Source organism: Litoreibacter ponti, assembly GCF_003054285.1.
Taxonomy (GTDB): Bacteria; Pseudomonadota; Alphaproteobacteria; order Rhodobacterales; family Rhodobacteraceae; genus Litoreibacter; species Litoreibacter ponti.
On record NZ_QBKS01000002.1, the window covers coordinates 658,349 to 680,697 of the forward strand.

Here is a 22,349-nt window from a genome sequence, read left to right on the forward strand (position 1 = left end):
TTGCTTATGAGCCTGCTCGTTAAAGCCGAGCGCTGACAGCGGGTCTCAGCCGAGCGGCTTCCCTCGACCTATTTGACAGTTTCTCAGAATTTTTAGGCAAACTTGCCCAATCCTGAAATACGAAACTTCCCTAACGTCAAGTTATCGACAACTCGACAGGGAAAAAGCACATGACTTACTTCAGCACAATCAAGCTCCGCATCGCTGGGACGGCTCTCGTACTGGCTACATCCGCAATGGCCACAACGGCTTCCGCACAAGGGCTTGGCATTCCGATCATGCCGAACCTCGACTTCCCGCAGGAGGGCGCCTTTGAGAGCAAATCCGGCAAGTGCTTTCTTTTGATCTGCTCGGCCAAGCCGCAGGTCACACAGGACGCAGCCGACATCGCCACCAAGGTCGGAGAGAAATCATGAAGCGCATCTCTCTCACTGCCGCCGCTCTCGCCATTTCTGCAAGCACCGCTTTCGCGGGCAGCACATTCGACATGAGCGCCACGCTCAACGGCACGACCGAGCGTCAGATGACCGTGATGAGCGAAGGCCACATGGCCGGACTGCTGATCAGCCAATACGCGCCGGTTGAGGGGGCAGCGGGCAACCCGATGAACGGCATGACGGGATCGTGCACCGGTCATATGGTGATCGCGGCACCGGCAGCTTCGGGCGGTGGCCTTTGCGATTTCAACAATGCGGCTGGCGACAAGATGGTGATCTCTTACGAGGTGATCGGCCTGAACCGCGATGGCGGCATCTCCGGCTCATGGACCGCCCATGGCGGCGCGGGCAAAACCGCGTGCGTTCAGGGAGGTGGCAGCTTCGTCAATTCGGCCATCACAGATGCCGGAACATTCGAGCAAAAAGTCACGGGAGCCATCACGCTTCCCTGAGCAGAGGTCGCGACCTTTGCGGAATTGCCGGGCCTTCAGGGGCTCGGCAATTTTTGTGCGCCGAACAGATGCGGGTCGTTGCTGTCGAACATCGCACCGACGGTGCGAAAGACCGACAGGGCCTCGGCCAACTCGCGTGTCGAGGTCACGCCGATCTTGTCATGCACGGACTGGATCTGGTTGCGAATGGTCTTTTCGGCGCGACCCTGGGTTTCGGCGATTTGCGCAGGTGACTGCCCGGCGACCAACGCGCTGCACACGTCCGCCTCTCGCCTTGTCAGCTGGAAGACGTCCTGCAAAAGGTCCGAATTGATCGGGGAATTACCTTTCGTTCCGAAGAAGACGGCGAAAAGCTGGCTTTGGCCAAACACGTCCATCTCTGTCTTGAGATTGGTCATCATAGTTGGATGGAAGGGGGCCACGCAGATGGACGCCGGATGGTTGCCGTAATCAACAACCAGGCCACGCGGGTCGCTTTCGGTTTTCGCTTCGCGCAAAGCCCTGCGAAACAGCCCGTTGTCAGTGTCATCGACCAGCGAAATCAAACCGGACGGCGCGTGGTGCATCAAGACGCTGCGATCGATCAGTTTCTGCCCGGCGGCATTAGCCACCTGTAAAAGCCCTTCCGCATCGACGATGATCAAAGGCAAGGCGATCCCGTCAAGAAAGCCTTTGTAGGTCTCTGCTGCCTCTTTCGCCATATAGAGCGCTCGCGCAATTCGCGCCCCACGCACGACATGGGGCGAGATCAGCTCCAAAATGTGCTTCAGCCTGAGCTGATCCGGGTGAGCATCTTCGGAGTCTACCTCCGAGAAAGTCAGCACGGCAGTCCTGTTTCCATTCACCGCAAAGCAAAGCGTCGTCCAATGCCCGAATCCTGCTGGCTCGAAAAACGTCTTGTAGGCCGGCGTTTCGCGATACTCAGCATCGCCATACCATTCTCGAGAACTGGCGATATTCCCCAGTCTTTCGCTGACGGGGACGTGCTTTACGCTGGACACGTGTCTGTCGCTCTGAACGTCGTCTCGAATGTGTCCGTCCGGGGCCAAGGCGTCATAATGAAGTTGAGCTTGCGCGGTCACAAAACCTGAGGGCGAATACGTGCCCATGACGCGCGGGCCATCAAACGTCGTTGTGACACTCCCGAAACCCGGACACATTTCACAGATACGCTTGCGCAAGGCGAGCCACTGCTCCGGTTCCAACGCGCTGTCATAGACCAGACCAATGAGGTCGCTGAGGTCTTCGGGTGATAGGTCGTTGCTGATGGTTTGTTACTCCAAAGCAGGTGCGTACATCGGCCCGAACAGATGCGGGTCGTTGCTGTCGAACATCGCGCCGACGGTGCGAAAGACCGACAGGGCCTCGGCCAACTCGCGGGTCGAGGTCACACCGATCTTGTCATGCACGGACTGTATCTGGTTGCGAATGGTCTTTTCGGCGCGGCCTTGGATTTCAGCGATTTGTGCGGGCGATCGCCCGGCGACCAATGCACTGCACACATCCGCCTCTCGCCTTGTCAGTTGGAAGACGTCCTGCAACAGCCCGGTATTGACCGCTGCGCCGCCTTTTGTGCCGACGAAAACAGCGTAGAGCTGACCGCGGTCGAAGACGTCCTTTTCGCTCTTGAGATTGGTCATCATCGTGGGGCTGAACGGAGTGATACATAAGGACACCGGCTCGTCATCCAGATCGACAAGCAGGCCATGCGGCTCGCCCTCACGTTGAGCGCCACGGAGTGCCCTTCTGAAGCCCGCATCATTGTGCTCATCGATCAAAGCGATGCGGTTCTCTGACGATGATGCCAAGAGTGCGCCGCGATCAAGCAGCCTTTGCCCTGCCGCATTTGTCATCTGCAATACACCGCCCGCGTCGATGATGATCAGTGGCAAAGCAATTGCATCAAGGAACCCTTTGTAGGTCTCCGCGACCTCTTTGGCCATGTAAAGCGCTCGCGCGATACGTGCACCACGCACGATATGGGGCGACAGCAATCTGAGCAGTTTTGTGAGCCCGTCATAGTCAGGGACAGGGTTCGCGTCTTCGATTTCGAGGAAATTGAGTGCGGCGTAGCGATTGCCACTGACCGCAAAAATCACTCCGGTCCAGTGGCCACAGCCAAGATGCCTAAGGCCGTTCTTATAGAGTGCCGAATTTCGCAATTCTTCGTCCGTCATGACATTGCGAGAGATGCGTGGGGCGCCGGGGGCCGGCGTGTCGTTTCGTGTAATTCCGCGCAGGGTATCGGTAATGCCGTCAGTGGCGACATAACGTCCTTCATCGGTCGTCGTTTCGTAGAAGTCTTGCAAAGGCTGTTCGACAAAATTGCCAGGATTGTAGATCCCCATGACTTTTGGCCCGTCAAGTGTCTGGCACATACTTAGAAAGCCAGGGAAGAGCTCATGGATCCGGCGCTGAAAACTGGACCATTGTTCCGGCTCCAGCGCGCTGTCATAGACCAGACCGATGAGATCGCTCAGGTCTTGCGGCCCGATGTCATTCACAGTTTGCATACATCGTTTCCTCGCAGCCTTTTCGCCTTGCGCCTTTCAATTCTCTCTTCATGGATTTGCGGCCCCAAGGTCACTAATGCAGGTAAGTTTCGCGCAACTCCCGTCGCAAAACCTTGCCCGACAGGGTCACCGGAACCTCGTCCACGAACCTGATAATCTTGGGGATCTTGTAGTTGGTCAGACCCTTCCTGCAGGCCGCGAGGATGGCGTCTTCGGTCAGGCTGTCCTCTGAGCGCACGATGAAGGCCGCCGGCGCCTCGCCGGTCGCGTCGTCGGGAATGCCCACAACGCCGACCTGAGCCACGCCCGGCAGCTGCGAAATCGTGTCCTCGATTTCGTTCGGGGCGATGTTGAAGCCGGACACAAGGATCATGTCCTTCTTGCGGTCCACGATCTCGATGAAACCATCCGCGTCCATAACGCCAATATCACCGGAATAAAGCCAGCCGTCTCTGATCGTCGCTGCGGTGGCGTCGGGCTGGTTCAGGTAGCCCGACATCAAGGTCGGGCCGCGCCCGATGATTTCGCCGGGCTGGCCCTGCGCGACGTCCTGGCCGTCATCATCGACGATACGCACCTGCGATCCGGGAACCGGCACGCCGACAGACCCAAACCTGTTCTGGTCGATCGGATTAAATGTCAGGATCCCGGCGCATTCGGTCATGCCGTAGCCCTGACAGATCTCGATGCCGGTCAGGTCCTTGAACTTTTGCGCCACACCCGTGGTTTGCGCGGCCCCTCCGGACGCACAAAGGCGTATATCTTGCGCCATCTCCTTTTTAAACCAATCGGCCGTCAGCAATGCTGCATAAAGCGTGTTGATCCCGGCAAGCCACGTGACATCGTGCTTTTCGAACGCCGTCTTCAGATTTGAAATTGGTCTGGGACTGGGCACAAGGACGCAATGCAATCCGTTGCGCAGACCCGCGATGAACGACAGTGTATAGGCGGTGATGTGATAGAGCGGCAGGACAACCAGTGCGGTGTCGCCCTCCGGCCGCAACAGGCTCTTGGTCATAAGTTCTGCCTGATAGGCGTTGCCCAGCACGGCCTGATGGCTCAGTTCAACGCCTTTGCTACGCCCGGTTGTCCCGCTTGTATACTGATAGAGCGCCGTGTCGGTGGGTTTGACCTCGGCCGTGAAGGCCGTAATATCCACCGTGGCAGACTTGGCCCGCCCTGCATCCAGTGCAGCGGCGAGGGTCACGTGATCGCTACGCATCGGCGGGATTGCCCGTTTCACCCGTTTGAGGACGAAGCCTAGCAGGGCGCGTTTAAACGGCGCAAAGAACTCCAGCAGGGACAGCTTTACAACATGACGGACCGCGGTGTTTCGGATCACCTGATCTACCTTGTCGCCAAACAGGTCGATGATCACCAGAACCTGCGCGTTGCTGTCGCTGAGCTGATGCTGCATTTCCGGCGCGGTGTAGAGCGGGTTGATATTGGTCGCGATGCACCCCGCCTTAGCAATACCCAGCGAAGCCACCCCGAACCCGATACAATTTGCTGTCATCAGGGCGACCGTGTCGCCCGCCCTGAGGTTCAGCACCTCGCGCAAATAGATCGCGAAGTATTCAGCCTGTGTGCGGAGTTCTGAATATGTGACCGAGGTTTCGGCCCCGGTCGGCAAGATCGTTGTGAGGGCCTTTCTTGCCCCGTATTCCTTGGCCGAGACATCCAACATCTTTGCAATGGTTTGTGCCTCCATGTTTGCCAGATCGAAATTCTGCGCCTCGGGCGAATAGTGAGTCGTCCAACGTTGTTCCATAAAAATGTCCCCCTTAATCAAACATGCACACCGCGGGACCCATAAATGTGAGTCCCGTTAAATCACCTACCAACAAGCGTATAGCACATTGGATGACAAAATTCCGGATTAGCGGATGTGAATGAGTGCAGACGTGTTCTCCCGGGCTTCGGTTGAGAGTCAGTCGCGCAACTTCGTGTTCCGGCAGGTGCCTGATTTCGGGTGCAGGGTTACTTTGGAATTCTCAGAAGAACGAAAGGGGACATCGGCACGGTTGCAGCGCTATCTCGCATTGTGTCGCGAAGTGTAAACTCGACAATTCTCCGCTCTTGCGGCGATCGGCAGCAATGCAGGCCGCACCTCCAGCATTCTAATGCCCAATCTAGCGACCGCTTTAGGTCGCCCGTGTGAGCGACCCAGAGTCTTTAAATTTCAACGACTCAGGCATCCTTTAGTTCGAAACCAAGATATCTGACCTCGCCGTCCATCTTTGCGTGACACAACAGACGCAAACGGCGCGCAGGTTGCCGGTGCTCGACGGGCGAACTGGAGCCGGAGATTTGGCAAACGAGATAGCCATAAAGCGGAGCGACGTGTCGGCTGATAGCCTACTCCGACGAGCATCCCGTTTTTGACGGAAAGTCCTATGTGTGGATCGCGGGCACCGACTATTTGTACAGGTCCATATAGCGGATAATCGTCGGCCCGAGTGTGATCAGGAATAGTGCTGGCAGCATGAGCGACGCCATGACCCCGGACATCTGCACCGGCAGTTTGTTTGCCTTTTCCTGCGCTTTGAGCTCGCGCGTTTCGCGCATCTCCAACGCATAGGCGATCAGCGCATCCGAGATGCTTGTTCCGTATTCCATGGACTGAATGATGAGCGCTACAAAGGCGTTCACTTCCTCGATGCCCATCCGCTCGGCCATGTCCGACAAGGCTTGCTCGCGGTGACGACCGGCCAGAACCTCCGCCTGACACATCAGAAATTCCTCGCTGATGGCCGGGCAAATATTTGCCAGGTTTTGCGCCACGCGGGTCATAGCCGTGTCAAATGCCAAGCCCGCCTCGGACGAGATCTGCAGCAAATCCAAGGCGTTCGGAAACCCCTGTTCGATCTCCAGCTGCCGCGCCTTGATTTGACGGTGGAGCCAATAGGTCGGGCCATAAAACCCAAGGGCAACGGATACCGCCAGAATCTGCATGACCTGAATTTTCGTGAACGTATTCAAGTAGGCGTCAATTGATGTCGGCACGTTGATAATCTCACGCACCGAGAAGAACAGCAGCGCAAGGAACGGCACGATCATTGCTGTCACAAGGCGGAATACGAAGAAGTTGCGCACCGAATCCGGCCCGTCAAATCCCGCCTGGCGCAAGCGAAAGCGGATTTGGGTCCGCTCAGATCTGTCTTCGGGGATCAGGGCCTTCAAAATGCCCTCTGGCACCTTGTCCATCGTCTTCATCAAGGCCTTGCGGTCGGACGTTTTGGTGTAGCCTTGCGCGGTCGCTCGCATGCGATCTGCCACAGGGTCCCGCATCACAGATCCGAGGTAGAGCCCCATGAACACCAGCAACACGCCAAGACCGATCCCGAGATAAAGAACCGTGTTTGCGTCAATCGCAAAGCCTGCGAAGTTATAGATCATCGCGCCACCCTAGAACCGAAACGTCACGAGTTTGCGGAGCACCAGCGCATTACTGACCACCAAGATAACTACGGCCGCTGCCATCCAGATGAACTTCGGGTCGTCGCTGACACTGGTATAGTAGTCCGGCGCGGTAACGGTCGTGGCACCGTACATCAGGAAGGGCATGGCTGACAGAAGCAGCGCGGAAATTCGGCCCTCTGACGAGATCGCTTTGATCCGGCGACGCATGGCGAACCGCTTGCGGATTACATTCGCCAAAGTTCCGAACATGCCACCCAGATTGCCGCCGGAGCCGTGCTGGATGCCAATGCTTGCGGCGAGATAGTGCATATCCTCCTGGTCGATCCGCCTGGCAAGGTCATTGAAGGCCTCGGGCAGATCCTCGCCGTAGGCGATCTGATCCGACACCAGGCCGAACTCGGTTGCGATCGGATCCTTCATCGTCTTTGCGACATTGGAGATCGTGACGTTGAGCGGATGCCCCACGGACAACCCGCGCTTCATGAGGTCCAGTGCCTCCGGCAATTGCAGCGAGAAGGTTTCGACACGGCGACGGCGGACGATATTGATGACGTTGAGCGGGATCACGAGACCAGCGGTCACGGCACAGGCCAGCGCGGGCCAGACACCCAGCTTGATCTGCCCGAACAGGAAGATGACAACGCTGACGCCAAAACAGATCAGCAAGAACGGCAACGGCTTCATCGTAAAGTCAGCCTGCTGCATCTTGGCCGGGATAGAGCCGAAAATCGGGATCTTCTGCCACCGGCTGTTGGTGATCGGTCTGCGCAAAGACTCAAGAACATCTTCGGTCGACATGCCCTTGGACAGCATTTTGAGCCGCTTCGTCTTGCGGTAATTGTCGCCATCCGCAGACCAAACGCTTTGGCGGATACCTTCGGCCAGAACCAGGACCCCGATGCAAACACCGATATATACAAAGTAAACTGGGTCTAGCGCCGAGAACTGGTTCATTTCGCGACCTGCTGCGCGGTAAACGTGCCAACGGGGAGCTTGATGCCTGCGGCCTCCAAGGTCTCGGCACATCGGGGGCGCACACCGGTTGACCCAAAATGTCCAATGACATTTCCGTCCGCGTCGATGCCGCTTTTCGTGAACTTGAAGATGTCCTGCATCAGGATGGTGGATTCCTCCATCCCTGCGATCTCGGAAATGCTCATCACGCGGCGGGACCCATCTGCGAGACGGTTCAACTGCACGACCACATTGATACCGGACGAGATTTGCTGGCGGACGGCCGACAAGGGAAAGTCGTTGCCCACCATCACCACCATCTGCTCAAGCCGCGCGATGGAATCGCGTGCGGTGTTGGCGTGAATTGTGGTCATGGATCCGTCATGGCCGGTGTTCATCGCCTGCAACATGTCAAACGCCTCGTTGCCGCGCACCTCGCCGATTATGATGCGGTCAGGGCGCATCCGCAGAGCATTCTTGACCAACTCGCGTTGAGATATCTCACCACTGCCTTCCACATTCGATGGTCGCGTCTCGAGGCGCACAACGTGGTCTTGCTGCAACTGAAGCTCTGCTGCATCTTCGATGGTCACAATGCGTTGGCGGTGGTCCACATGGGACGACATGGCGTTGAGCATGGTGGTCTTGCCCGATCCGGTCCCACCCGAAATCAGCACGTTCATACGTGCCTTCACGATGGCCTCAAGAAACGTGGCAGCGGCGCTATTCAGCGCGCCAAATTCCACCAGCCTTTCGAGGGTCAGCTTGTCGGCGGAAAATTTGCGGATCGACAGCGACGGGCCGTCAATGGCGCACGGGCGGATGATCGCGTTGACCCGGCTGCCATCCTCGAGCCGCGCGTCGACCCAAGGCTGGCTTTCGTCGATGCGTCGGCCCACCCGGCTGACTATCTTGTCGATGACACGCAGCAAGTGCCGCTCGTCGCTGAAATGCACGTCGGATTTCTCGAGGATGCCGCGGCGTTCGACGAAGATCTTGTTGTGACCGTTCACCAGGATATCCGACACGGTTTCGTCGGCCATCAACGGCTCCAACGGACCAAGGCCAAGGACCTCGTCCATCAGCTCGGTCACAAGGGTTTTGAAGCGGTCCGCTCCTAGTTGCGGGCCGTATTGCTGAAGGTCCTGCGCCACCAAGGTGCCGATTTCCCGGCGCAATTCATCATGACCCACTTTTTCGATTGCAGCGAGGTTCATGCTTTCCAGCACCATCTGGTGCATCCGCTGCTTCAGCTCAAGCCAGGCCGCTGCCACTGCATCCACTTGCGGCCCGCGCGCCGCCGTGGCGTTTGGAACCGCAGGTTTCTTCTGCAGCACGGCCATCGCATCGATGTTCACTGGGGTCGCCGTGGCTTGGGTTTCGGCTTGATGGCCTTGAAATGACTTGAACATGCGCCTGCCCCCTAAGCCTGACGCCGCTGATCGGCGGTAAAGTAGCTCTTCAGGCTCACAACCATCGGAGCCATGGCCTTTTGCACGATCGAGCGCGGCTTGGCCGTCACCAATGGTTGCCCTCGGTCGGCTGCGAGTTTGGCAGAGCGATCATCACGCGGCACCCAATGGGTGAACTTGCGATCAAGAAACTTCTCGGCCTCCCTCACCGCAGAGCTCGTCGAAAACGGTTTGCGCTCGAGCATGACGACCACCTCCAGCGGCAAGGAGACGTGGTCCTCGCAGTAGAAATCGATCATGCGGCGGGCTTGGCGGACCGAATGCACCGAGGTGTCTGACAGCAGGAACATCTTGTCCGCGCGGGCCAGAACCGGGTCGAGCCAATCGACCATCGTGCGTGGCATGTCGATGACGACGTAGTCATAGGACATGCGCAACTCATCCAGCAGAGATGCCATCATGTCAGGGCGCATCGCGGTCAGTGGTGCGAATTCCACCGGCGCGGCCAGCACGTCGATGCCGGACGGGTGGGACACCATGGCCTTCGTGAGGAAGGTCATGTCGGCGATCGAGCCGCTGCGCAGCATCTCGATCAGCGCGCCGTTGCTCTCGACATCGATGCTGGCCCCCAAGGTGCCGTTCTGCAAATCCAGATCGACCACCGCCACACGTGGGGCTTCGACCTCTTTTGCCTTGCGCGAACGCTTCGGCTTTAAAGCCAGCATCGCGGCGAGGTTCAGGGCAAATGTTGTCGCACCAATCCCGCCGCGGGTCTGGGCCACACCAATGACCATGCCGTTATGCAGCGTGCCGCCCCGCGCGGCGATCACGTCTTCGGTTGCGGGCGCGAGGGCGGCAGCATGGCTAAGCTGCGGGCTGATAGATCCGAGCGGGACAACTTCGTCCACCCCGGCATCCATAAGGTTGCGTGCCGTGGCCAGTGTCAGCACTTCGGACGTCACCCCCAGGAACTTGACCCGGCCTTCGCCCATCTCGCGCAAGCTGCGCAGAGCGGCGATCTGGGCGTCATCGCCTTGCACCACTTCGAACATGCACACGGACACTTCTGTCATCGACAGATCCGGCATTGTCACCAAATCCGTGAGCGACATGGTCAACGGGGTCGCCTCGATGTCACCTTCTTTGTTCAGTCCTTGCGCGACCATCTCGGCGATGCCGGGTGTCTGGCTCAAGATCAGGGCGCGCGGCTTGAGCTGTTGCTCCGGCGCAGCCTTTTGGGTCGCGGTCAAATTCGGCACGGCGACCGGGCGGGTCCGAGACGATGTGAACGTCGCTTCTTTTTCAACGAGGGTCATGCTGAACGCTCCAATTACAAACGACCGAGCGCTTCGGAAGGTAGCGACGCGCTCATGCTGGGGAAGCTGAAGTCGGCCCCGACCGCACCGGCGTTGGCGGCACCGGCAAGTGCGGCCAACCCTCCAAGCGGGGTGACAAACTCGAACTCCAGATTGACGATTTCCACTGTGACCAGCGGGGTGTACGGCCCGCCGAGGAACCCCAGATTGGGGTCAAAGCGGTAGGTAAACCTCAAGTTTTCTCGCTGCGCATTGGTCGGCAGCAACGGGGACACTTCCGCCCAGATCAAATCGGCGGTTGGCGATGCGGTGGCGGCAGAGCAGCTTTGCACGCCCCCATCCGAGCACAGGTTGTCATCGATGCTGCACGCCGCGCCGAACTCCAACTCCTCGGTCGCGCCCTCCAGAATGCCGCGTGTATTCGTCTTCGGCAAACCGGGACAGATTGCGGGCAGCACCGCTGCTTGCCGCACGGCCCGCTCGGTGGCTTTTTGCGACATAACGTAGGACATGCCCAACCGACTGAAGTCGATCAGCCCAAAAATCAGAAACAAAAACAAACCCATGATTATCCCGAACTCGACCAGGGTCGAGCCGTCATCCTCGGAGGTAAAGCGTTTGATATGGGCGCGAAACGGGCTCATGCGCCAAATATCCGGCTGCTGTCGGCCACTGTGGTGGTCGCTGTCGGAAGGCTGACGCCTGCAAAGGTAAACAGGCCCTGAAACGGGTAGGTGATTTCCAGGATGGCCGTCACTGTCGCGATCGGTGTCGCGGTCAGGCGGAAGTCACCTGCGACACATTCCAGCGTCGCGTTCACAGAGGTCACCTTGATCGTCGTCGGGAACAGCTCTGATCCATCGGAGCTTTCGCGGACAATGTCCTCCAACGTGGCTGACCAATCAGACAGAGTGCCACCGGTGTTGCAAATATCGGTTTGCACGGACCGGCCCACATAGCGTGCCGCGTCACGCACACCCGCAATGGTGGCCTGATAGGACCAGAACAGGCGGCTGCCCTCGATCACCACGCCGAAGATGACCAGTGCCATTGGCAAGATCAGGGCGAACTCGACCAAGGCCGCCCCGCCTTCGTCGCGCCGCAAGCGACGGAACGTGGAAAAAACGGAGCCGGTCATTTGTATAGCTGCACGACTTCGCGGAAGCGCGCCTCCGCCTTGCTGCCGCCAGAGCCACCGCCAACTCCGCCGATAATCTCAACCCAGATATCCTTGGACCCGTCGAGCCCAATGGGCGCGATCATGAACAGCTCGACAAACTCGATCACCGGGATATCCGAAGCACCGCCTTGTAGTTCGAACGAGGTGCAATCAATTGACGCAGCGACCAAAACACGTCGGTTCGCATCGGCGCTGGTATTGCTGGAGCATTGCGGAAGGATGCCGTCCTTCAATGTCTTCAGAAGATTGCCCGGCAGACCAAGGTTCTGATTTGCCGCTAACGCCTCGATCTCTGCAAGATAGACCTCGTAGCGAGTCTGCGCCTCGGGGAATGGGTCGGTGCCGTTGTAATTGACGTCAATATAGGCTTGGCGCCCGGTGCTCCAATCGCCATCACCGAACCGGTCGCACAGACCGGTCGCGTGGCAATCATCCGGGCTGAGACCGAGTTTAGTCGTCGACAGAACGCCATTTTGGCCGATGCAGTTGCCTGTCGCGGGCTCCCAGTTGCTCATCACATTTGGTGCCGGCGGGTAGTTGGCATTGTTGCGAAGATTGTTCGTAGAGGAGTGGTATATATCGAAGCGAATATTGAGCGCGGCTTCGAAGTTGCCGACACGCTGCCCGCCCGCGACGTTCACACCGTTTTGCGAAAAGCACGCATTGCGGTTGCCTGAGGCTGCGATCAGGCAGATATCCAGCTTCGCACCGCTCAATCCGGCGCAGATCCCGTCCTCGTCTGCCTCGATGGATTCGGATGGATCCAGGAACCCAAAGGCGCCAGGACCCCATGCCGCATTCGGCCCACCAGCGCGCAGCAAAACGGTGCTGCCCGCATGCTCGTCCGCGCGGTAGTCCGCATTCGGTGCGCAAAACATCAATGGGGTCACGTCACAGGCGTATTGGGTGTAGCCCGCCACCGCCGTTGCGTTGGCATTGGTCGTGTCGATCGAGGCATCCGTCAAAGCCGAAAAGGCCGCGCCAAAGACGGGCGACACGGACTGGCTGACAGAGGTGACTTCGACATAGCCTGCCTTTGTCGGGTCCGAGGTCGGAGACCCGGGCGACGTCGCGGTCGGCGGCTCCTGAAAGAACTCGATGTCGTAATCGGCGTCGTTGGACAGCGCATTGTCCCCGTCGCCAAAGGTCTGCGTGTCAGAAATAAATGTCTCGGCAGCGCTGAGCGCCCGCGTGATCGAGTCAGATTTGCCGTTAAGCTCGCCCGCCGCGGCAAGGGCCACGTTATCGGCATAGGATTGCAGCTCCGATTGGGTGGAAGCCAACCGCCCGAAATCAAAGCTAAGCGCAACGAGGCCCAGAAAAGCGGCGAAAGTCACGGCCCAAAAGCTCAGAACCGACCCGGTTTCGTGGCGTATAAAACAGTGTAGCGCTGATGAAACTTGGGGCTTCATTCAAGCACCACATCCTGACGGTCCACGCCCCGCCGCACGCGCACCGTGCGCTCTTCGGGCTCCAGCACCATCGGCAGAGGCGCCGGGGTCGCTTCGCCCCAGACGTCCTGCATTGTGATCTGCTCCAGCTGCACCTCGGCGGAATTGCTGGCGTCGTTGCGCAAGGTCAGGCTCAGGATGCCCGCCTGCTGGCTCAACGCCAGAACCTGCCCGCCCCGGGGTGTCACTTCGACGGTGATCGTGCGTGCCTCGCGGGCGCCGCGGCTGCTCTCGTCGGCGTTTTGGTCAATTCCCAGCACGCGAATGTCTTGCAAAATGGTACCCGTGCGCAGCGTCTCGCCGCGCCCTTGGGTCAAAACGACGTCGACCCGGTCGCCGGGCGACACGAAGCCGCCCACCGCTGTCTCGGCAGACACCTTGATAGCCATGGCGCGGGTCACGTCCTTTAAAGCGGTCGAGATCGTGACGCTGGCGCCAAAGAAGGTCACCTTGTCGCTAAGGATCAAATCGCCTTGGCTGAAAGCCTGTTTGGCCCGGCGGGGTGCTGTTCCCTCGGCGCCAAGCAATGCGGTCAGGTCCTCGTACGCGCCTTCCGGCACGGAGCCCGCTGGCCACTCCTGGGTCCACAGCTTGTCTCGGGTAATTTCGGAGCCGAAGGGAATGTCGACGGCAGCTGCGATCAGCTTGACCGTATCGGCCTCAAGCTGCGTTGCTTCGGAATTTTGCTGAGAAAACATGCCTTGCGAAAAGAGGATTGAGCCAACCACAAGCAACAAGCCGAAAACAGCAAATAGAACTGGTTGAATACGCATTACTACCTCAGATCATGCAAACTGCTTTTGCCATCGAGACCGTCTGTAGCCGCGGTCTTTGAACGGCGAGCTTGCGCCGCACAATGAAGTGCGGCGCAAGTAGTCGTCTTGATCAGCTTACGGCGAAGCAGGAGAAGGAGCCGTCGGCAGTGCGCCGCTTGCGGCGGTGTAGGTATTGCCAACGTCTGTTGCCAGAACGGCCAGTGCGCCGCCACCCAGTGCGATGGCCAAGCCAAGTGCGATACCATACTCGACCAGAGTTGCACCCTCGTCGCTGTGGCGAAGACGGATGACGGTCGCAAGAAAAGCATTGTACATAGTTAAGTCCTTTAAGGTGTTACGATGCCCAAACAAGTCGTGGACTGATGCGTAGAAGATGCGCAAATCGGCGACTTTTCGCGTCGTCCAAATGGATGAGAAATCGCCCGCTCGCCCCAATCGCAATGGCGCAGAAAACAAATGTGGCGAACTCGACAAAGTATTGCCGCATGACCGACAAACGCATGCCGCGAGATAACCTTGATGTTTGATTTCAGCGAAAAAAGGGGCAGCATCGCCCCATTTTCAGCGCAATCTGGCAAATCAAGAGTTCTTAAAAAACCTTAATGATTCCTTAAAATTTGTTGGGTTTCTCGCCTATCCATTTGCATGAACAAATGGAAACAGGCGTGAGCGCGTAATGAGTGTTTCGATACAAAGCGAAGGTATCCCGGCGTTGATCCAATTCAGCGCAATGGTGTTTGGAGCAACAGAACCGGATCGCGCACTCCAAGCCTTGGCCGACAGTATCGGCGTCTCCAGTGTCGCGATATACCGTGAAGTGTCGGAAAGCGCCTCAATGCAGCTTATTGCCCAAAACAAAAGCGGCTCGATGAGACGCGAAACCGCCGAGCGCGTACAAAACACCCGTAAGACCCAAATCGTTTTGTTGGAAGAACGCGATGACGGAAGCGATTTTCTTGTCCTTAATTCCAGGATCGCGCGACTGCTTCCAAGCCAGATCGAAATGCTCCAGCAGTCTGTCGCCTTCCTGTCGGGGGCATGGCAGGCGCGCAGCGCAAAGTTCGAGCAACGCCTCGCCATGTCCGACCGCGTTCCGACAAGCAGCATCCTGCACCCAAGCAACCCGTTTGGTCTAACCCGGACCGAACTGCGCATTTGCAATCTGATCAGCGAGGGCGGGCGCCCCAAGACAATCGCCGATACGCTCCAGATCTCCATGCCGACGGTTCGCACACACCTGCGCCATATATACTCAAAGACAGGTTTCGACGGGATGTTGGGCGTGCTCCACAATCTTCAGTCCTTCGCGGTAGCGAAGGATCAAGCGGCATGAACAGTTTGCCGCTCATGGTTGCTCTCCCGCTCGGAGCATTGTGCGGCGCAATCGTCCTGTGCGACCTCAGGATGTTGCGTATACCAGACTGGATCACCCTGTCGCTTCTCGCGCTGTTTGCCGCATGGATCGCAGCAGATTTCGGCGCAATCCAGATTTTGCCTCGGCTCGTTGTGGCCAGCATCGCGTTTTGTGTGTGTTTCGGCCTGTTCGCGGCGCGGCTCATGGGTGGCGGCGACACCAAGGTCATTCCCGCACTTGCACTGTTCATCCCACCGGAACACCTATCGTCGATTATGCTGCTATTCTCGGCAAGCTTGCTCGCCAGTATTTTGGCGATCCTTTCTGTTCGACAGTGGATCGTAGACACACGAATAGGTTGGCCCGTTGTCCGCAGCCAAAAAATTCCCATGGGTCTCGCGATCGGAATGACTGGAATTTTTGCGATTGGTTTGGGGTGAATCCATATTCTCACATCTGTCATTTTGGTCATGAATTATGGTCCAGTTAGGGTCAGACGCCTGAATAGAAAACTCTAGATGAGCGAATTTCGATAAAGACCAATGACGGAAATCTCCCCTAAGTAACTCTTTTCCTTGGCAACTTTCAGAGGCGTTCACTCGATACGGGAGCCCATTTTGGGTAGATTTTCCTGGGGCCTCGTCCACAGCATTGAACGCCATATCGGATTGCACCAATGCATGTCACGTCCTTGATAATGCAGGATTAGGACACTTCAGGACCATACTTTTGGCCGTTTCTAATTTTGGTGTCGCTGGAAGCAATTCATTCTCATGGTATCTCAGCACGAGTGCGATACTTCGATAGGATCAATGTTTCACTATCGACTGCCTGGGAGACTTCTGAGACCCAATCTCCAGTAGTGTTTTCGTAGTACCGCTGCGTAACTTCCTCGTTCTCTCGACCCATAGTCTCCAACGAAGCCTTCGCTTCCTCAAGCGAGAAAGGACCCTCAAACCAGACTATCGGATGAATTGCTTTTTTAAGTCCGGGGAAAAGATCTTCCCAATCGAGCGCGGAGATCTGCGAAAAACTAAAGACACTGCATTTACCAAAGAATTTACAAAAACCTGATTCGATTGCGATTTGTTAATATTGCCTAATAGGTGTCTCTTAACGAGGAATTAGGTCAGACGGCCCGCATGCCCTCTCGACGTCCGTCACGGCCCTACTCGCAAGTATCACTTCCGCCACTTTTCGCAACGTATTGGCAACTTCAGAAGCCCAATCGCGATACGTCGAGCGCAGACTGCCAACTGTTGCATCCCAATTCGTCATACAGCGCAGCAACATATACATCGACATGTTGGACTAGGGCCTATGCCGCTTCTCCCCTTCGAACACACATTCCGAGTTCATCGCGCGCAATCCGAAAATGGCCTCTTTTTCAGGCCTGAACGCCACCCTATGCACAGATCAGGTTTTCATTCGCCCGGCCCGACACGTCCAAACGCGATCCTTGGATTTCAACTCTTCTCAGCGCATATGAAGAAACTGTGATTACAAGGCCCAGAAAGCGCATTAAAAATCAGTGTCTTTGCAGCCATGTCCTTGCGGTCGAGGGTTCTCCACTAGCCCGTTTATCTTTCGACCGGACAGTGCTCTCGCAATTCAAGCAATCCGTACCGCTCAAGGACCGAACCTAGACATCACCGAAAGAACTCATCGCGAACCGTAAAACCCACGTAAGTAACAAAACATAGAAAAAAGGTCGCCAAAGGCGACCCGATCAAGTTCACAGAAATAGTATAGTGGCGGAGACGAAGCCCGCCATAGTAAAGATTCAATATGTCGCATGTGTATGTAATTTATGCATAAATATCAAAGTATTACTCTTAAGTACTGCATCTTTGGGCAGCAATACGTTGTAATCAAATGGCAATAAGTGCACTACATTTAGGCGGGTATTATGGAGGTGATCGCTTGCCACGTGTTGCGAAGGAACTCTCTGCGTTGGAAGTGAAGCGGCTAAAGCATCCTGGGACGGGTGGAAGCGTTAGCTTTGCGGTAGGCGGGGTTGCGGGTCTACTAATGCAAACGACACGAACGGGAGGACGAACGTGGATCCTGCGAGTTTCTATAGGCGGAAAACGGCGTGAGATTGGCCTAGGTGGCTTTCCGGAAGTCACTCTTGCACAGGCGCGGGAACGGGCTCGGGAAACCAAAGACAAGATTCGGCGCGGCATCGACCCTGTTGAAGAACGAAAAGCAGCCCATTCTTCTTTGATGGCCGCCGCCGGTCGGGGCATGACGTTTAAGGACGCGACCAAACATTACCTTGATGCCAAACTCGACGCTTTCAAGAATGCAAAGCACCGTCAACAATGGACGAACACGCTCAAGACCTATGCTGAACCAACCCTTGGTGAAATGCTGGTGGATGACATCACTGTGCAGGACGTGCTGCGGGCGCTGGAGCCTATTTGGCGGAGCAAGACCGAAACCGCCTCTAGAGTCCGCGGGCGCATTGAATCGGTGCTATCCTGGGCCACCGTAGCGGGGCACCGTACAGGCGACAACCCGGCGCGCTGGACAGGCAATCTAAAGGAACTACTGCCTGCCGCTTCGAAGGTCGCGAGACAAGACAATCAACCGGCGGTGCAAATTGACGACGCTCCGCGCTGGATGGTGGCTGTGCGAGCGCGCGGCGGCTTAGGGGCGCGGGCCCTCGAATTCACCGCCTTAACCGCGGCCCGCTCGCAGGAGGTGCGCGGTGCAGTCTGGGATGAGATAGACTTGAATGCCGCGCTCTGGATCGTCCCTGCCACTCGGATGAAGATGGACCGAGAGCATCGCGTGCCACTTGCGCCGCACGCAGTGAAATTGCTTAAAGCTCTGCCGCGCTTTGAGAGCTCGGCGCTGGTGTTCCCCGCCCCGCGCGGAGGCGAAATGTCTGACATGACCCTCAGCGCAACAATGAGGCGCATCCACTTGGCGGATATAGAAACAGGTCGGCAAGGGTTCGTGGACCGTTTGAACAAGCGTCCGGCGGTGCCGCACGGCCTACGCAGTACTTTCCGCGACTGGGCCGCAGAGCGGACGCAATTTCCCGGCGACATGGCAGAAGTGGCGCTGGCTCACAAAGTCGGCAACGCTGTCGAAGCGTCCTACCGGCGCGGTGACATGTTGGAAAAACGCCGCGCTTTGATGACGGCGTGGGCGAAACACCTAGCTGCCAGAGAATGATCACTGATGACCGAACTCACTAAACCCGATTTTGATGGCGCCGTTGCCCACTCCGTTCGGGCCTTGGGCCCGTTTGTACAAGATGGCCAACTAAAGACCGATGTGTATGAGCCTTCTGAATTTCGGCTTCGCTTCGAGCTCCAAATCAAGCAGGGCCATGACGATCAGGGAGCGTTCTACTGTTTCCCGGAAGATGCGGATCAAGCGCTTTTTGAGCTATCAGCCATGGACCGAGGCGCATTCGACCTGTACTGCAAGATCGTCGCAAGTCGGCTATTCCGCGGGCAACCTCTAAACTTTCAGATGAGCGTTTTCGCAGGGCTCATGGTCTTGCAGGGGATTTCACCCCCTCGGGCTTCAAAGAAGAAGTCTGCTCTCTTTGTTGCCCACTCCTACATCTACTGGGTTGCTCTGTGCTTAGTTCAGAAGTTTAACATCAGCGCTACCAGCAACGATCAAGGCCCCGGATTATCTGCCTGCAACGCAATTTCTTTAGCCCTTGGCGAACTCGGGCACGCAAAATCTCCAAGGGCGATCAAAGAAATTCTGGTAGGCAAATCATCGGCCCAACTCCGCAAAGAAGCTCACGATATCTGGTTTCTTGCAAGCGACTGGCGCAAAGACGATCCAGAACAAGCCGCTGAGTGGGACCGAATCCATATCGAACTGTTTGGGGTACGGCCGTGACGGAGATCTCTTGAGCATCTCCGTCATGCGTGTCGTCAGCGGTTGTACGAGAGTGCCCTCCATGGACAACAATGCATATGGAGAGCCAAATGTCTCACACTTACCTTTCCGACACTCAGGTAGCGGCGCGCTATAGCGTTCACCGCACAACACCCTGGCGCTGGGGGAAGTCCGATCCAAGCTTCCCCAAGCCCGTTTCACTTACGCGAGGGTGCACGCGGTGGAAACTCGCTGATCTCGAAGCCTGGGAAGCCGCCAAGAGCCGCAACGCCCTTTAAAAAACCGCCACCCATCCGGTAAATGGGCGGCGGCGCAATTCTTCGGTCGTTAAAGTACTGAAAATAGCGTGGTCAGCCCGTGCCGACAATGCACGGAATCAACAAGATGAAAATCATCTCCATAACAGCGTTGATTGCAGCGCTGCCCAAGAACAGCAACCAGGAACTAAAGGTCAAGAGTGCGCTTCCACTTCGCACAGGCTTACTCACCATTGCAATGGACGGTGAATTTGCGGGGCGCAAAGCTGGCCTGGCTCTCGCCAAGCGCGCGGATGCGATCGGCTGGAAGGCCTCACTTCTCGAGGCAACTGACGGGCGGGACTGGAACGACATACTTTTTGAAGGGGGGCTTATCTGATGCCAACACTCATTCCCCTTCCTTTCACCCCTAATTGGCCTGACCCGGACCCCCGTTTTCTGAACGAGGAACAGGCATCACCTCCAGTTCTAGTGGTCCACGATTTTCTCACGCCCCGCCTCGCTAATCTGCTCATAAGCGCAGCCGATGCTAAGGCAGCCCCGGTCGACTACGTTTTCGTAGGGCTCCTTGTGACTGCGAGCTCGCTAATTGGAAACTCGCGCTGGGCGAGCCCTTGGGTCGGCTGGAAAGAACCACCCGTTCTTTGGGCTGCCCTAATTGGCAAGCCATCAATGAACAAGTCGCCTGGCCTCGACGCTGTCCTTGAACCCCTCAAACATGTCGAGGCCAACCTTCGCGTAACGGCGAAGAAAAAAATCGCAGAATGGGACCAAAAGGCCGAAATCGCCAAAGTGGTCGAATTTGCTTGGAAAGAGGGGGCTAAGGAAGCCGCAAAGTCGAATAAGCCAATCAAGCCCAAACCGGAAGGAGCTGACCCGGGTCCCAAACCCGACCTTCCGCGTCTCGCTCTCTCTGACGCGACCATTGAGAAGCTAGCGTCGATACTTCAATTCCAGCCCAAGGGCACTCTTTTGCTGCGCGACGAACTTGCTGGCTGGCTCACGGGCATGACCCGTTATTCCGGCGGTGGGACCGACCGTCCATTCTGGCTCGAAGGATACGGAGGGCGGCCATACACAGTTGAGCGAGTGGGGCGTCCGCCTGTGAATGTCGAGCACCTCGCGATCGCCGTGATTGGAAACATCCAACCTGACCGTTTGAACACGCTCTTCATGCGCTCAGACGATGACGGCCTTCTTGCACGCATCATTCCGGTTTGGCCCAACCCCGCGCCAGTCAGCCGCCCTAAACATGTACATGACGATAGAGACCTGTGCTCTATCTTCGAGCGGCTCATTTCGCTCGAGATGGAAACGGATGACGTCGGACTGCCGCGGCCGGCGATCGTTGGCTTTACGGAGGAAGCAAAGAATGTAGTCGATGAATTCCGACAGAAAGTGCGGGACTGGGAAGCCGAGGTGGATGGCCTCCTCTTGTCATTCATCGGAAAGCTTCCTGGCCTCACAATTCGGCTTTCGCTTGTAATGATGATGCTTGAATGGGCCTGTGGTTCCCACGATGAGCCGCGTGAAATCTCAGCAGAGGCGTATCGCAAAGCTACAATACTCGCAGAGAACTATTTCCTGCAAATGGCGAAAAGAACTTATGGCAGCACCTCTGTCAGTCAGAAAGAGCGCGCAGGTCGTCGCCTCGTCGAACTGCTACGCAAGAAGGCTTGGAAGCAGTTCTCGAGCCGGGAAGTACGACGTGCCCAGCGCACAGGGCTGGCGACACAAGAGGAGATTGACATGGGCATCGCAGCCCTTGAGCGAGCGGACATCATCAAGGCGATCAAGCCCGAGCCATCTCCCAAAGGGGGGCGCCCTCAGCGCCTGTTTGCCGTCAATCCGGTGATTCACCTTATAGAATGACGTCTTCAACCGACTTTAGGCCTCGCTGACCAAACTGACTTAACCTATTCGTGCATAGCGCTTTTTCGAGCTTCGGCGCATTGCGTCGCATTCGCCTCAATCTAGAACTGCTGACATCACCCGCGAATTCACTCCTCATGCGTTAGTTCTGTCTGTTCTGTCAGTTTGGTCAACGCAACTGTAGCCACTGGAAAATACCCTCGCGAGACAATCGAGATTCGATTTCCGATTATGTGGCGCTGCGTGCTAGCCGCCGTTGGGCCAAGTAGATTTTGGCTAATACCTGTTTATATTTGCTAACATTTGCTAACATTCCAAGAATTTTTTTTGGCGAAGAGATATAGAAGACCTCGCAATATACCGGCAGCAATCACGATCCGAAACCGACGTATATCGAAAAGCTAAACGTCAAGTATCGTGACAAAATACACGACTATTTCCTCAGAAGAGCTGAGCGTATCACTGGCAGACCGCCTGAACGAAATGGTGAAGTCCACCGAACTTATTGAGGTAAAGGTTTTGACAAAGTTGACATTGGCAGACCGCCTGTTGTGCAATGTTCTGCTACGACATTCCTTTGGTCCCGATCTTGCGCCAGAGAACCGGCGCTTTTAAATCCCCCTCGCTGATCTGCGAGAAACCCATGATAGCAACGACCGGCTTGTTCAGTCGATTGAAGCCATCATAACCACCGTGGTGACGATCCAGCGCCCTGAAGGATCGACTGACCGTATGCAGCTTCTGGTCTGGAAAAACCTGCCAGCCCCGAGGCCCAAGCGCGATAACCTAAAATACTCGATCCCGCCCGAGTTGGCGTTGTTGATCACGGATTCCACCGTCTTTGCCAAGCTGGAGCTAGAAGTACTGCGGGCCTTCACCTCAAAATAAGCCCTTGCCCTCCTTGAAGCCGTGGCGCGGCGTGTGCGGCTCAATCATGTGTTCACCGAACGGTACGCCTTGGATTACTTCCGGTAACTCTTTGGCGTCGAACCGGACAGGCTGAATGGGCGGGAAGCCGTCATTCGCTGCTAACGCATAAAACTCGCTTCGATTCACTAAAGCTGCCATTAGTGAAGTGT

General features: G+C 56.8%; 22 protein-coding genes. 9 read left to right on the forward strand and 13 right to left on the reverse strand.

The window, feature by feature from the left end; translation table 11 throughout:
* Positions 1-170 precede the first annotated feature (170 nt).
* Together C8N43_RS17090 and C8N43_RS17095 are read left to right on the forward strand one after the other, a co-directional pair.
* Complete coding sequence (locus tag C8N43_RS17090) at positions 171-416, forward strand: hypothetical protein (protein ID WP_107846950.1); 246 nt, start codon at positions 171-173, stop codon at positions 414-416.
* On the forward strand, positions 413-889 hold the full coding sequence (locus C8N43_RS17095) for a hypothetical protein (protein WP_107846951.1): 477 nt from the start codon (positions 413-415) through the stop codon (positions 887-889). The genes C8N43_RS17090 and C8N43_RS17095 overlap by 4 nt, the downstream gene beginning before the upstream one ends.
* Positions 890-924: 35 nt before the next feature.
* Here C8N43_RS17095 and C8N43_RS17100 read toward each other — a convergent pair whose 3' ends face one another.
* From C8N43_RS17100 to C8N43_RS17155, 12 genes are all read right to left on the reverse strand, one after another.
* Positions 925-2,094 carry a helix-turn-helix transcriptional regulator gene (locus C8N43_RS17100; RefSeq protein ID WP_158270004.1) on the reverse strand — a complete coding sequence of 390 codons (1,170 nt, stop codon included), beginning with the start codon at positions 2,092-2,094 and terminating at the stop codon, positions 925-927.
* A 69-nt stretch (positions 2,095-2,163) separates the two neighbouring features.
* The gene (locus C8N43_RS17105) at positions 2,164-3,402 is read right to left on the reverse strand and encodes a helix-turn-helix transcriptional regulator (RefSeq protein ID WP_107846953.1); all 1,239 of its coding nucleotides are present in this window, start codon (positions 3,400-3,402) and stop codon (positions 2,164-2,166) included.
* 73 nt (positions 3,403-3,475) lie between these two features.
* Complete coding sequence (locus C8N43_RS17110) at positions 3,476-5,173, reverse strand: AMP-binding protein (RefSeq protein ID WP_107846954.1); 1,698 nt, start codon at positions 5,171-5,173, stop codon at positions 3,476-3,478.
* A 647-nt stretch (positions 5,174-5,820) separates the two neighbouring features.
* Entirely contained in the window at positions 5,821-6,801 is a 981-nt protein-coding gene (locus C8N43_RS17115; protein WP_107846955.1) for a type II secretion system F family protein, read from the reverse strand.
* Between the two features lie 9 nt (positions 6,802-6,810).
* Complete coding sequence (locus C8N43_RS17120; protein ID WP_158270005.1) at positions 6,811-7,779, reverse strand: type II secretion system F family protein; 969 nt, start codon at positions 7,777-7,779, stop codon at positions 6,811-6,813.
* On the reverse strand, positions 7,776-9,191 hold the full coding sequence (locus C8N43_RS17125; protein WP_211308620.1) for a TadA family conjugal transfer-associated ATPase: 1,416 nt from the start codon (positions 9,189-9,191) through the stop codon (positions 7,776-7,778). The genes C8N43_RS17120 and C8N43_RS17125 overlap by 4 nt, the downstream gene beginning before the upstream one ends.
* A gap of 11 nt (positions 9,192-9,202) precedes the next feature.
* Entirely contained in the window at positions 9,203-10,507 is a 1,305-nt protein-coding gene (locus tag C8N43_RS17130) for a CpaE/TadZ family protein (RefSeq protein ID WP_107846957.1), read from the reverse strand.
* Between the two features lie 14 nt (positions 10,508-10,521).
* Positions 10,522-11,151, reverse strand: a complete 630-nt coding sequence (locus tag C8N43_RS17135) for a TadE/TadG family type IV pilus assembly protein (protein ID WP_107846958.1) — start codon at positions 11,149-11,151, stop codon at positions 10,522-10,524.
* Complete coding sequence (locus C8N43_RS17140) at positions 11,148-11,645, reverse strand: TadE/TadG family type IV pilus assembly protein (protein WP_107846959.1); 498 nt, start codon at positions 11,643-11,645, stop codon at positions 11,148-11,150. The genes C8N43_RS17135 and C8N43_RS17140 overlap by 4 nt, the downstream gene beginning before the upstream one ends.
* Positions 11,642-13,099: a pilus assembly protein TadG-related protein gene (locus C8N43_RS17145; protein WP_107846960.1), complete on the reverse strand. Its 1,458-nt coding sequence runs from the start codon at positions 13,097-13,099 to the stop codon at positions 11,642-11,644. The genes C8N43_RS17140 and C8N43_RS17145 overlap by 4 nt, the downstream gene beginning before the upstream one ends.
* Positions 13,096-13,911 carry a Flp pilus assembly protein CpaB gene (cpaB, locus tag C8N43_RS17150; protein WP_107846961.1) on the reverse strand — a complete coding sequence of 272 codons (816 nt, stop codon included), beginning with the start codon at positions 13,909-13,911 and terminating at the stop codon, positions 13,096-13,098. Before cpaB ends, C8N43_RS17145 begins: the two co-directional genes overlap by 4 nt.
* A gap of 117 nt (positions 13,912-14,028) precedes the next feature.
* The gene (locus tag C8N43_RS17155) at positions 14,029-14,295 is read right to left on the reverse strand and encodes a Flp family type IVb pilin (RefSeq protein WP_158270007.1); all 267 of its coding nucleotides are present in this window, start codon (positions 14,293-14,295) and stop codon (positions 14,029-14,031) included.
* A gap of 295 nt (positions 14,296-14,590) precedes the next feature.
* Between C8N43_RS17155 and C8N43_RS17160 the strand changes: the two genes are divergently transcribed.
* From C8N43_RS17160 to C8N43_RS19665, 7 genes are all read left to right on the forward strand, one after another.
* Positions 14,591-15,247, forward strand: coding sequence for a helix-turn-helix transcriptional regulator (locus C8N43_RS17160; RefSeq protein WP_107846963.1), 657 nt, complete (start codon positions 14,591-14,593; stop codon positions 15,245-15,247).
* Positions 15,244-15,708, forward strand: coding sequence for an A24 family peptidase (locus tag C8N43_RS17165; RefSeq protein WP_107846964.1), 465 nt, complete (start codon positions 15,244-15,246; stop codon positions 15,706-15,708). The genes C8N43_RS17160 and C8N43_RS17165 overlap by 4 nt, the downstream gene beginning before the upstream one ends.
* Positions 15,709-17,191: 1,483 nt before the next feature.
* Complete coding sequence (locus C8N43_RS17170) at positions 17,192-18,454, forward strand: tyrosine-type recombinase/integrase (RefSeq protein WP_170114438.1); 1,263 nt, start codon at positions 17,192-17,194, stop codon at positions 18,452-18,454.
* Positions 18,455-18,460: 6 nt separating this feature from the next.
* A complete protein-coding gene (locus C8N43_RS17175; RefSeq protein ID WP_107846966.1) occupies positions 18,461-19,141 on the forward strand; it encodes a hypothetical protein in 681 nt (226 codons plus the stop codon).
* Between the two features lie 384 nt (positions 19,142-19,525).
* Complete coding sequence (locus tag C8N43_RS17185; protein ID WP_245913070.1) at positions 19,526-19,777, forward strand: toprim domain-containing protein; 252 nt, start codon at positions 19,526-19,528, stop codon at positions 19,775-19,777.
* The gene (locus C8N43_RS17190) at positions 19,777-21,270 is read left to right on the forward strand and encodes a DUF3987 domain-containing protein (protein ID WP_107846969.1); all 1,494 of its coding nucleotides are present in this window, start codon (positions 19,777-19,779) and stop codon (positions 21,268-21,270) included. The genes C8N43_RS17185 and C8N43_RS17190 overlap by 1 nt, the downstream gene beginning before the upstream one ends.
* 732 nt (positions 21,271-22,002) lie before the next feature.
* Positions 22,003-22,158: a hypothetical protein gene (locus C8N43_RS19665; RefSeq protein ID WP_158270008.1), complete on the forward strand. Its 156-nt coding sequence runs from the start codon at positions 22,003-22,005 to the stop codon at positions 22,156-22,158.
* Here C8N43_RS19665 and C8N43_RS19500 read toward each other — a convergent pair.
* Complete coding sequence (locus tag C8N43_RS19500; protein WP_146174248.1) at positions 22,150-22,338, reverse strand: hypothetical protein; 189 nt, start codon at positions 22,336-22,338, stop codon at positions 22,150-22,152. The genes C8N43_RS19665 and C8N43_RS19500 overlap by 9 nt on opposite strands.
* Between the last annotated feature and the right edge of the window lie 11 nt (positions 22,339-22,349).

Bases quoted from the DNA above. Each gene is read 5' to 3' on its own strand.
- C8N43_RS17110 (WP_107846954.1), bottom strand. From the start codon at position 5,173: ATGGAACAACGTTGGACGACTCACTATTCGCCCGAGGCGCAGAATTTC.
- C8N43_RS17190 (WP_107846969.1), top strand. From the start codon at position 19,777: ATGCCAACACTCATTCCCCTTCCTTTCACCCCTAATTGGCCTGACCCG.
- C8N43_RS17090 (WP_107846950.1), top strand. From the start codon at position 171: ATGACTTACTTCAGCACAATCAAGCTCCGCATCGCTGGGACGGCTCTC.
- C8N43_RS17120 (WP_158270005.1), bottom strand. From the start codon at position 7,779: ATGAACCAGTTCTCGGCGCTAGACCCAGTTTACTTTGTATATATCGGT.
- C8N43_RS19665 (WP_158270008.1), top strand. From the start codon at position 22,003: ATGCAGCTTCTGGTCTGGAAAAACCTGCCAGCCCCGAGGCCCAAGCGC.
- C8N43_RS17165 (WP_107846964.1), top strand. From the start codon at position 15,244: ATGAACAGTTTGCCGCTCATGGTTGCTCTCCCGCTCGGAGCATTGTGC.
- C8N43_RS17125 (WP_211308620.1), bottom strand. From the start codon at position 9,191: ATGTTCAAGTCATTTCAAGGCCATCAAGCCGAAACCCAAGCCACGGCG.
- C8N43_RS17140 (WP_107846959.1), bottom strand. From the start codon at position 11,645: ATGACCGGCTCCGTTTTTTCCACGTTCCGTCGCTTGCGGCGCGACGAA.
- C8N43_RS17185 (WP_245913070.1), top strand. From the start codon at position 19,526: ATGAAAATCATCTCCATAACAGCGTTGATTGCAGCGCTGCCCAAGAAC.
- C8N43_RS19500 (WP_146174248.1), bottom strand. From the start codon at position 22,338: ATGGCAGCTTTAGTGAATCGAAGCGAGTTTTATGCGTTAGCAGCGAAT.
- C8N43_RS17175 (WP_107846966.1), top strand. From the start codon at position 18,461: ATGACCGAACTCACTAAACCCGATTTTGATGGCGCCGTTGCCCACTCC.
- C8N43_RS17105 (WP_107846953.1), bottom strand. From the start codon at position 3,402: ATGCAAACTGTGAATGACATCGGGCCGCAAGACCTGAGCGATCTCATC.
- C8N43_RS17115 (WP_107846955.1), bottom strand. From the start codon at position 6,801: ATGATCTATAACTTCGCAGGCTTTGCGATTGACGCAAACACGGTTCTT.
- C8N43_RS17145 (WP_107846960.1), bottom strand. From the start codon at position 13,099: ATGAAGCCCCAAGTTTCATCAGCGCTACACTGTTTTATACGCCACGAA.
- C8N43_RS17130 (WP_107846957.1), bottom strand. From the start codon at position 10,507: ATGACCCTCGTTGAAAAAGAAGCGACGTTCACATCGTCTCGGACCCGC.
- C8N43_RS17135 (WP_107846958.1), bottom strand. From the start codon at position 11,151: ATGAGCCCGTTTCGCGCCCATATCAAACGCTTTACCTCCGAGGATGAC.
- cpaB (WP_107846961.1), bottom strand. From the start codon at position 13,911: ATGCGTATTCAACCAGTTCTATTTGCTGTTTTCGGCTTGTTGCTTGTG.
- C8N43_RS17095 (WP_107846951.1), top strand. From the start codon at position 413: ATGAAGCGCATCTCTCTCACTGCCGCCGCTCTCGCCATTTCTGCAAGC.
- C8N43_RS17160 (WP_107846963.1), top strand. From the start codon at position 14,591: ATGAGTGTTTCGATACAAAGCGAAGGTATCCCGGCGTTGATCCAATTC.